This is a genomic window from Protofrankia symbiont of Coriaria myrtifolia (assembly GCF_900634755.1).
Taxonomy (GTDB): Bacteria; Actinomycetota; Actinomycetes; order Frankiales; family Frankiaceae; genus Protofrankia; species Protofrankia coriariae.
On sequence record NZ_CAAAFS010000068.1, the window covers coordinates 1 to 8,647 of the forward strand.

The following is an 8,647-nucleotide window of genomic DNA, read 5'->3' on the forward strand; positions in this document are numbered from 1 at the left end:
TGGGGCGGTGGCCAGCCCCACCCCCCCGCCGCACAGCAGGGCTGGGGTGCGCCGCCGTCCGCGCCGGCCGGCGGTGGGGGCGGGGCGCCGGTGAACCTGGACAAGGGCCGGGTCTCCCTGCGCAAGGGCCAGAGCGTCTCGCTGGTCAAAACCGGCGCCCCGCCGCTGACCCGGGTGCGGATGGGCCTTGGCTGGGATCCGGCGTACAGCGGGCGCCAGATCGACCTGGACGCCTCCTGCATCCTCTTCGACGGCCGGGGCAAGGACGTGGACAAGGTGTGGTTCATGTCCAAGAAGGGCGCCCGCGGCGCGGTCCGCCACTCCGGCGACAACCTCACCGGTGCCGGTGAGGGCGACGACGAGACCATCTTCGTCGACCTGGCCGCGCTCCCGCCGAACGTCGAAGCCCTGGTCTTCACCGTGAACAGCTTCCAGGGGCAGCGCTTCACCGAGGTCCGCAACGCCTTCTGCCGGCTGATCGACGACTTCACCGGAGCCGAACTCGTCCGGTTCGATCTGTCCGAGTCGAAACCGCAGACCGGGCTCGTCATGTGCAAGGTGGCTCGCCAGCCCGGCGGCCCGAACTGGACGATGACCGCCATCGGGGAGTTCCACGACGGCAAGACCGTGCGCGCGATGGTCGGCCCGTCCAAGCAGTATCTGTAGAGCGACGATCCGTGGAGCGGGGGAGCCGTGGGGTGACGGCTCCGGCCGTGTTACGGGCCGGCTGTCGTCAGGGCCGGGGCTGGTAGCAGCCCTCCGCCCTGACCCGGCAGCACTCGGCACCACCCGGCACAAAAATTAAAGCCGTGTCACGGTGTGTCCCGTAGCGTTTTCCCGTGGGAGTTCGTGGATGTTTCACGAGCTCCCACGGGAAGTTTTCCGCAGTCTTCTGTGACTCCGCGGGCTTCGTGGCCCCGCCGGTTCCGCGAGTTTTTCGCGGTGATGCGCCCCGCGGCGGCCCGGCGGCCTACTGCTGCAGCTTGTAGTCCCGCAGCAGCGCGCGGCTGATGATCCGCTTCTGTACCTCGGACGTACCCTCGCCGATGAGCATGAACGGCGCCTCCCGGAAGAGCCGCTCGATCTCGTACTCCTTCGAGTAGCCGTATCCACCGTGAATGCGGAACGACTCGGTCGTCACCTCGAAACAGTATTCGCTGGCGAGGTACTTGGCCATGCCGGCCTCGACGTCGTTGCGCTGGCCGCTGTCCTTCTTGCGGGCCGCGTTCACCATCATCAGGTGGCCGGCCTCCACCTTGGTCGCCATCTCCGCGAGCTTGAAGGCGATCGCCTGGTGGTCGGCGATCTGATGGCCGAACGTGCGGCGCTGCTGGGCGTAGGAGATGGCCAGTTCAAATGCCCGGATCATGATGCCGCAGGCGCGGGCCGCGACATTGACCCGGCCCACCTCCACGCCGTCCATCATCTGGTAGAAACCTTTGCCGCGGCCGTCGAGGCCACCGAGGATCGACGCCGCCGGCACCCGGTGGTTGTCGAGCACCATCTCGGTGGTCTCGACCCCCTTGTAGCCGAGTTTCTCCAGCTTCCCGGGGATCGTGATGCCCTCGTGGGTGCCGAAGCCGGGTTCCTTCTCCAGCAGGAACGTCGTCATGTTCCGGTAGACGGAGTCGGCGCCCTCGTCGGTCTTCACGAGAGTCGCGACAAGGCCGGCGCGGGCACCGTTGGTCAGCCACATCTTCTGGCCGTTGATCACGTAGTCGTCGCCGTCGGGAGTGGCCCGGGTGGTGATGGCGGACACGTCCGAACCGCAGCCGGGCTCACTCATCGAGAAAGCGCCGCGGATCTCCCCGGTGGCCATTTTCGGCAGGAGCCGCTGCTTCTGTTCCGGGGTGCCGTGCTGGATGAGGAGATAGGCGACTATGAAATGTGTGTTGATGACTCCCGACACGCTCATCCAGCCGCGGGCGATCTCCTCGACGACCAGGGCGTAGGTGAGCAGCGACTCGCCGAGCCCGCCGTACTCCTCGGGAATCGTGATCCCGAACAGCCCCATCTCCTTCATGGCCTCCACGATCGCCTCCGGGAACTCGTCCTTGTGCTCGAGTTCCGTGGCGTATGGCAGAATCTCCTTGTCGACGAATGTGCGCACAGCCGACAAAATGTCGACCTGGACGTCCGTCAGACCATCGGTCTGCGCGATCCTGCCCATGGTGTCCGCTTCCTTTCTCGCCATACCGTGGTCGACCCGTGCCATTTCCGCACCGGTTGCCGGGAATCATGTTCGGGTCGTCGCATACTTATGAGAAGTATCACGGCATTCGGGGGCGGACGCCAGCGACGCCAGTGGCTCACTCCTTGTCCGGCGCCATCCTGGCCTGCTGCCTCCCGTGCCGAGGCCGAGGCCAGCGGGCCGTGCAGCCCCCGGTCGAGCGCGTTCGGTACCAGCCCGCGGAGCGGTGTCGGGATCACTGCGCAGTATCAACGATCACTGTTCGTATCGCCTGATATCGGGCGTATGGCCCATAGGGTAGTCATCCAGGGGGCTTGATGTTGTGGGTGCTGGCACGCCCGTTGTGCCTCCGGAGGTGTGGTGTTCTCGTTTCTTCGCAAGGTCTGCCAGGAGCCGCTCGGTGGGATCCGTCAGGGGACGCCCGCCTGGCGGCACCTGGCCGCGGTGGCGACGATCGCCGTGGCTGCGGCCGGTGTCCTGACGGCCGGCTACCGGTCCGGGGGCGTGGGGACGCTGCGGGCACCGGTGTCCCCGGTGTCCCCGGTGTCCCCGGTCGCCGCGGACAGCCCAGACGCCACGGGCATCCCGGGCGGCGAGGCGGCCGGCAACCCGCTGGCCGGCGTCCGCTTCTACGATGATCCAGACAGCCAGGCGGACGCCGCCGCGACCCGACTGCGCGGCGGCGACCCCGCGAACGCGGGCCTGCTCGACAAGATCACGAATACCCCGCAGGCGCTGTGGCTCGGCGACTGGTTCCCCACCGCGCAGGTCCGCGCCACGGTCGCCGCGCGGGTCGGCAGCGCGCGGGCCGCCCAGGCGATCGCGGTGTTCGCCGTCTACCATATACCGGCTCGCGACTGCGGCGGCTACTCCGCCGGCGGGGCGGGCTCGCCGGACGAGTACCGCGCGTGGATCTCGGAGGTTGCCGCCGGCATCGGCACGGGCCCCGCCGTGGTGATACTCGAGCCGGACGCGATCGCCGGCGCGGACTGCCTCCCCGCCGCCGACCAGCAGACGCGCTACACGCTCATCCGTGAGGCGGGCACGCTGCTGACCCAGCACGGGGCCACCGTCTACCTCGACGCGGGGCAGCCGGACTGGCGCAACGCCACCGAGATGGCGGGACGCCTACGGCTTGCCGGCGTCACCGCCGTGCGCGGCTTCGCCCTGAACACGGCGAACTTCGTCGCCACCACCGACCTGCTGGCCTACGGCAACCGGATCGTCGCCGAGCTCGGCGGCAGCGGCCACTTCGTCGTCGACACCAGCCGCAACGGCTACGGCCCGGCCCCGGACAAGCAGTGGTGCAATCCGCCGGGCCGGGCGCTGGGAGCCCGTCCGACCACACAGACCGGTGACGAGCACGCGGACGCGTTCCTGTGGGTGAAGGGCCCCGGCGAGTCCGACGGCACCTGCAACGGCGGCCCGCCGGCCGGCAGGTTCTGGCCGGCCTACGCCCTCGACCTGGCCCGCCGAGCGCCCTATTAGCTCAACTAGCATCAGATTGACCAGCATTAGCTCGACCAGCTCGTCCCACAAGCTGTCACCAGCACAAATACGTCCAGCGGCACTGCTGCCCACCGAGTCCGCATCCGTTCCCAGGGTTTTGGGATCAGGGGGCGCGGACGGGGAAGCCGAAGTCGAGGGCTGCGGTGGCCAGGCGGCGGTCGTAGGTGACGAACGCCGTCAGGCTGTCGCCGAGCCGCCGCGCGGCGGCCAGATGGATCGCGTCGAGGGTGCGCACCAGAGGGTCGGCGACCGCCCCGGCGTCGTCCAGGATGGGCCGGTCCAGGATGATGTGGTCGAGGCGGTTGAGCATGGTCACCGCAGCCTTATACAGGTCGGCGTCGTCCGCGGTGGCGCGCCGTACCGCTCGGACGACCTCGGTGCGGGCGAGTAGGGAGGTCACCTGGGGATACCCGGCGTGCGCGCTGAGGAAGGCGCGCAGCGCGGATGTCTCGGCCTCGGTGACGACCAGTTTCACCAGCGCGCACGAGTCCAGGTAGATCAACGATCGTCCTCGGCGCGCATGTCGAGGAGTACCTCCGACAGCGCTGGCCCGTCCGTGCGTGGGGGCCCGGGTTCCCATTCGGCGAGACCGCCCTCGCCGGGCTGGAGCACTCCTTCGTCGATCAGCCGTGCCCGTGCCTGGTGGAGGTCGCTGGGTGGGGTGAGGACGGCGATAAGGCGGCCGCGTTCGGTGATCTCGATGGTCTCGCCGGTCTTGACCCGATCGAGGATCCTGGACGCGTTGTGCTGGAGCTCCCGTACGCCGATCCGTTCCATCATGACGCACATGATATAGCCTCATGTGCGTCACATCCGCGATCATCGACGTTCGCCGGCGGCAGCTGTTCTGGCCGCCCTACGCCCTCGACCTGGCCCGCCGAGCGCCCTATTAGCTCGTCCCACAGGCCGCCACCGGCACAAACGCGGTCAGCGGCACCGCCGCCCACCGCGTCCGCATCCGTCTCCAGGGTTCGGGATCAGGGTGACAGCCCTGGTGGGCAGCTCGCCGTGAGCGCTATCGATCCTCGAAGATGTCATGCGAGCCGATTCGTAGCCAGATGACGTGTGGACCCGGCCTGCCGGGGATCGGCTCCCCGTACTGCCACAACGCCCGGCCGTTCGGCGCCCACGTCAGCTCCCAGACGTCAGAGATCCTTTTTGAAGCGTTTGACCCGCAGACGCTTGTCGAAGTCACGGCGACGTTTTCCACGTCATGGTTCTGTTCGCTGACAGCATCGCCTGGATCGGGAGTCGTGAGGGTGGGGGTAGCCTCGCGCCGTGAGGCCGAACCATCAACCGTTGCGGTGGTCGGCCGTGACGGCGGGTATTTGGCTGTGGCGTGCGTCGCGCCAGGTGTTCGGTGGGGCGGGTGTCATGACGGGTGGCCGGCGGTGACGGCGGCGTCGGGGCGGATGTTCTGCCGGCGGCTGGCGGGGCTGCTCGTCCTCGACCCCAACGGTGACGTGGTCGGACGGCTGCGGGACGTGGTGGTGACGGTGCGGCCCGGCAGCCAGCCGCCCCGCGTCCTCGGGCTCGCGGTCGAGGTGCAGCGTCATCCGATCTTCGTCCCGATCGGTCGGGTGACGGGGGTGGAGTCGGGTGCCGTGGTGCTGTCCTCGGCCAGGTTGAGCTGGCGCCGGTTTTCCCAGCGTCCCGGTGAGACGCTGGTGCTCGGTGAGCTGCTGGACCGGCGGGTGACGCTGGTCGCCACCGGCGCCCCGGCCACCGTGGTCGACGCCGCGATCGAACAGGTCCGCGGCGGCGACTGGGTCGTCGACCAGGTCGCGGTACGCATCGGTCGGCGGCGCCGTGGCGAGGTCCGCACGGTCTCCTGGGCCGAGGTCACCGGGCTCGCTCTGCCGGAGGAGGACCAGGGCGCGGCCAACATGCTCGCGGTGTTCGAGAAACTGCGGCCGGCGGACCTTGCCGCGCTGCTGCGGGACCTCTCCGACAAACGTCGCGTCGAGGTGACCGCGGCCCTCGACGACGAACGGCTCGCCGACGTCCTGGAGGAACTGCCCGAGGACGAACAGGTCGAGTTGCTCGGCGGGCTCGCCGACGAGCGGGCCGCCGACGTCCTGGAGGCGATGGGCCCCGACGACGCCGCCGACCTGCTGGGGGACCTGCCCGCCGGGGAGGCCGAACGGCTGCTACGACTGATGGCGCCGTGGGAGGCCGCGCCGGTCCGGCGTCTGCTCGTCTACCCCGACCGGACCGCCGGAGGCATGATGACCAGCGAGCCGGTGATCGTCGGCCCGAACACGAGCGTGGCCGAGGCGATCGCGCGGATCCGGGCGCCAGAGCTCTCCCCGGCGCTGGCTGCGCAGGTGTACGTGGTGCGTCCCCCGTTCGAGACGCCCACCGGGCGTTATCTCGGGCTCGTCCACTTCCAGCGGCTGCTGCGGGAACCGCCCGGGGCGCTTGTCAGCGGTGTCGTCGACGTCGGCATCACCCCGCTGCGGCCGGAGGCGTCGCTACAGGAGGTGACCCGTCACCTCGCGTCGTACAACCTGGTTGCGGTTCCGGTGCTGGACGACGGCGCCCGGCTGGTGGGGGTGGTCACCGTCGACGACGTACTGGATCATCTGTTGCCGGCCGGCTGGCGGGAACACGACCTCGGCCCGGACGCCCCGAACTCGGACGCTCCGAGCCGGGGCACCCCGAGCCCGGGCGCCCCAGCCCTGGACATCCCGGGCAGGGGAACCCGCAAGGCAGGCGCTTCGGGTGCGGACACTCCGGATGTGGATGCCCGGGACGCGGGCGCCTCGGGTCTGGACGGCCCGGGCGCGGGGATCTGATGAGGCTCCGTCGTCGTACGGGCAGGCTCGATCAACCTAGTCCGTCCCGCCGGTCGGCGCTGGTCCGCCGTCCCCACGAACCGGACGCCTTCGGCCGGGTCGCCGAGCGGATCGCCCGGTTCATCGGGACCGCACGCTTTCTGGTGGCGCAGAGCATCGTGGTGGTGCTGTGGATCGGCTACAACATCATCGTGCCCCGTGACCTGCGGTTCGACAACTACCCGTTCATCTTTCTGACGCTGGCGCTGTCCCTGCAGGCGGCGTATGCCGCGCCGTTGATCCTGCTGGCGCAGAACCGGCAGGACGACCGGGACCGGGCCAACCTCGCGCAGGACCGGGAGCAGACCTCACGCCAGCTCGACGACACCGAGTACCTCGCCCGCGAGATAGCGGCGATCCGCATCCGGGTCGGGGAACTGGCCACCCGTGACTATCTGCGCTCCGAGTTGCGGGCGGAGCTGCGGGCGCTGCTGGCCGAATCCCTGGAGACGTCCGCGGGGACGTCCGCGGGGACATCGTCGGTGGGGACGGACGCGGGAACAGGTGAGGACGTCGGCGACAGGCGCCGCCGCGCCCCCGGATCATGGGATCGGCGGCCCGAACGCGGCAGCTCCACCGACCGGCGGCTCCAGAGCCCGTGAACCGTACATCCGACCGGACGACGTCACCAGACGTCACCAGACGTCACCAGAGGAAGAAGACATCACCGGGAGAATCGGGATCGTTCCTCACGGTGGGAATCCGGCTGGTGTCCTCAGACCGAAGCGTCCGCGATCCGAGGACCTAGGTGAGAGATCCGCGACACAGCGTGAGAATGGACAGGGCGATTTCGGCCCCGCGCGGCCCGAGCTCCCGCGACCAGGCTGTGATGATCTCGTTTTCCCGTTCGTGCTGGATCCGCGGACCGCCGTCCGCGGAACGCAGCGCCTGAATCTGCTGGGATATCTCCAGACGGGCGCCGACGAGCGCGCGAAGCTGTGTGTCGATCTCGTCTATGGCCTGCCGGCCGTCCGCGATCGAGGAGACCGCCGGTGCCGGCGTGGCGGCGGGAAGCGCGTGGCTTGTCATCTGGGCTCTTTTCATTCGGGACCCGGCCGTCCCGGAGCCGGACAGGCCCGGGGAAAGTCCGGGCCTTGAGTCTCGGCGTGTCGCGTCAGATACGCGGCAGTGCAGGGACCGTGCCCGGTCCCTGGTAAAAATGATCCGGTGATCTGCTCGCGCGGCGCGCGCAAAGAGGAGATCCACCGGGCATGGCTACCAGCATGCCAGCCGGGATTGCCACCGTCCAGCGGTCCGTCCGGCTCGCACCGTGACCTCACACGGCCCAGAAGCGGTCGGGACGTCACGCCGCTGTCATACGGGCGCCACACGGATGCCGCACGGGACGTCCGGCGGATGCCGGAAGGACACCCCCCGAAACCGCACCGGGACGCCACCGGGACGGCGTCAGGACGGATGGGAGGATCGTCTCGTGGACCAGTTGCAGTTGGACGGCATGCCGCGGCGGCTGTTCGTGTGCACCCCGTCGAAACTGTCCGCATTCGCGGAATGTCCCCGCCGCTACCGGATGGCGTATCTCGACCGGCCGGCGCCGGTGAAGGGGCCGGCGTGGGCGCACAACTCCCTTGGTTCCAGCGTGCACAACGCCCTGCGGGCCTGGTGGGACGAACCGCTGGCCCGCCGCACGCCGACCCGCGCCGCCCACCTCGTCCGACTGCTGTGGATCACGGATGGCTGGCGGGACGCCGAGCAGTCCACGACCTGGCGGGAACGGGCCGCGGAGATGGTCGGGCGCTACGTGGCCACCCTCGACCCGGCCCGCGAGCCCAGAGCGGTGGAACGTCAGGTCGCCGCGCGCACCGAGCGGCTGGCCCTGTCCGGGCGGGTCGACCGGCTCGACGACCGGGACGGCGAGCTCGTCGCCGTCGACTACAAGACGGGACGCCGACCGCCCACCGACGACGACGCCCGGGTCTCCCCGGCGCTGGCGCTGTATGCGCTGGCGGTCTCCCGTACCCTGCGCCGTCCCTGCTGGCGGGTGGAGCTGCACCATCTGCCCACCGGCACCGTGGCCAGCGCCGAGCACGACGAGGCGTCGCTGGGACGTCAGCTGCGGAGGGCCGAGGCGCTGGCCACGGTGCCGGTGGGC

9 protein-coding genes are annotated in these 8,647 nt (G+C 69.8%); 5 read left to right on the forward strand and 4 right to left on the reverse strand.

All coding sequences use genetic code 11. The features are described 5' to 3' along the window. The coding region (locus CM1CMNOD_RS03910; RefSeq protein WP_131773836.1) for a TerD family protein at positions 1 to 666 on the forward strand (666 nt) is incomplete at its 5' end. A 304-nt stretch (positions 667 to 970) separates the two neighbouring features. Here CM1CMNOD_RS03910 and CM1CMNOD_RS03915 read toward each other — a convergent pair. Next, on the reverse strand, positions 971 to 2,170 hold the full coding sequence (locus tag CM1CMNOD_RS03915) for an acyl-CoA dehydrogenase family protein (RefSeq protein WP_013872367.1): 1,200 nt from the start codon (positions 2,168 to 2,170) through the stop codon (positions 971 to 973). Between the two features lie 381 nt (positions 2,171 to 2,551). Here CM1CMNOD_RS03915 and CM1CMNOD_RS03920 point away from each other — a divergent pair, with 381 nt between their 5' ends. Then, positions 2,552 to 3,679: a glycoside hydrolase family 6 protein gene (locus tag CM1CMNOD_RS03920; protein WP_131773837.1), complete on the forward strand. Its 1,128-nt coding sequence runs from the start codon at positions 2,552 to 2,554 to the stop codon at positions 3,677 to 3,679. 124 nt (positions 3,680 to 3,803) lie between these two features. On the opposite strand, the gene CM1CMNOD_RS03925 is transcribed toward CM1CMNOD_RS03920, so the two are convergent. Together CM1CMNOD_RS03925 and CM1CMNOD_RS03930 are read right to left on the reverse strand one after the other, a co-directional pair. After that, the gene (locus CM1CMNOD_RS03925) at positions 3,804 to 4,202 is read right to left on the reverse strand and encodes a type II toxin-antitoxin system VapC family toxin (protein WP_013872369.1); all 399 of its coding nucleotides are present in this window, start codon (positions 4,200 to 4,202) and stop codon (positions 3,804 to 3,806) included. Next, positions 4,199 to 4,477, reverse strand: coding sequence for a type II toxin-antitoxin system Phd/YefM family antitoxin (locus tag CM1CMNOD_RS03930; RefSeq protein ID WP_043604835.1), 279 nt, complete (start codon positions 4,475 to 4,477; stop codon positions 4,199 to 4,201). Before CM1CMNOD_RS03930 ends, CM1CMNOD_RS03925 begins: the two co-directional genes overlap by 4 nt. Positions 4,478 to 5,091: 614 nt before the next feature. Here CM1CMNOD_RS03930 and CM1CMNOD_RS03935 point away from each other — a divergent pair. Both CM1CMNOD_RS03935 and CM1CMNOD_RS03940 read left to right on the forward strand, forming a co-directional pair. Then, a complete protein-coding gene (locus tag CM1CMNOD_RS03935) occupies positions 5,092 to 6,498 on the forward strand; it encodes a magnesium transporter MgtE N-terminal domain-containing protein (RefSeq protein ID WP_013872371.1) in 1,407 nt (468 codons plus the stop codon). Continuing rightward, positions 6,498 to 7,139 carry a DUF1003 domain-containing protein gene (locus tag CM1CMNOD_RS03940; protein WP_013872372.1) on the forward strand — a complete coding sequence of 214 codons (642 nt, stop codon included), beginning with the start codon at positions 6,498 to 6,500 and terminating at the stop codon, positions 7,137 to 7,139. The genes CM1CMNOD_RS03935 and CM1CMNOD_RS03940 overlap by 1 nt, the downstream gene beginning before the upstream one ends. A 142-nt stretch (positions 7,140 to 7,281) precedes the next feature. Here CM1CMNOD_RS03940 and CM1CMNOD_RS03945 read toward each other — a convergent pair whose 3' ends face one another. Continuing rightward, complete coding sequence (locus CM1CMNOD_RS03945; protein ID WP_013872373.1) at positions 7,282 to 7,566, reverse strand: chorismate mutase; 285 nt, start codon at positions 7,564 to 7,566, stop codon at positions 7,282 to 7,284. Between the two features lie 403 nt (positions 7,567 to 7,969). On the opposite strand from CM1CMNOD_RS03945, the gene CM1CMNOD_RS03950 reads away from it, so the two are divergent. After that, the coding region (locus CM1CMNOD_RS03950) for a RecB family exonuclease (RefSeq protein ID WP_131773838.1) at positions 7,970 to 8,647 on the forward strand (678 nt) is incomplete at its 3' end.

Coding starts and splice junctions, on each gene's coding strand:
- CM1CMNOD_RS03940 (WP_013872372.1), top strand. CDS start 6,498: ATGAGGCTCCGTCGTCGTACGGGCAGGCTCGATCAACCTAGTCCGTCC.
- CM1CMNOD_RS03915 (WP_013872367.1), bottom strand. CDS start 2,170: ATGGGCAGGATCGCGCAGACCGATGGTCTGACGGACGTCCAGGTCGAC.
- CM1CMNOD_RS03945 (WP_013872373.1), bottom strand. CDS start 7,566: ATGACAAGCCACGCGCTTCCCGCCGCCACGCCGGCACCGGCGGTCTCC.
- CM1CMNOD_RS03930 (WP_043604835.1), bottom strand. CDS start 4,477: ATGGAACGGATCGGCGTACGGGAGCTCCAGCACAACGCGTCCAGGATC.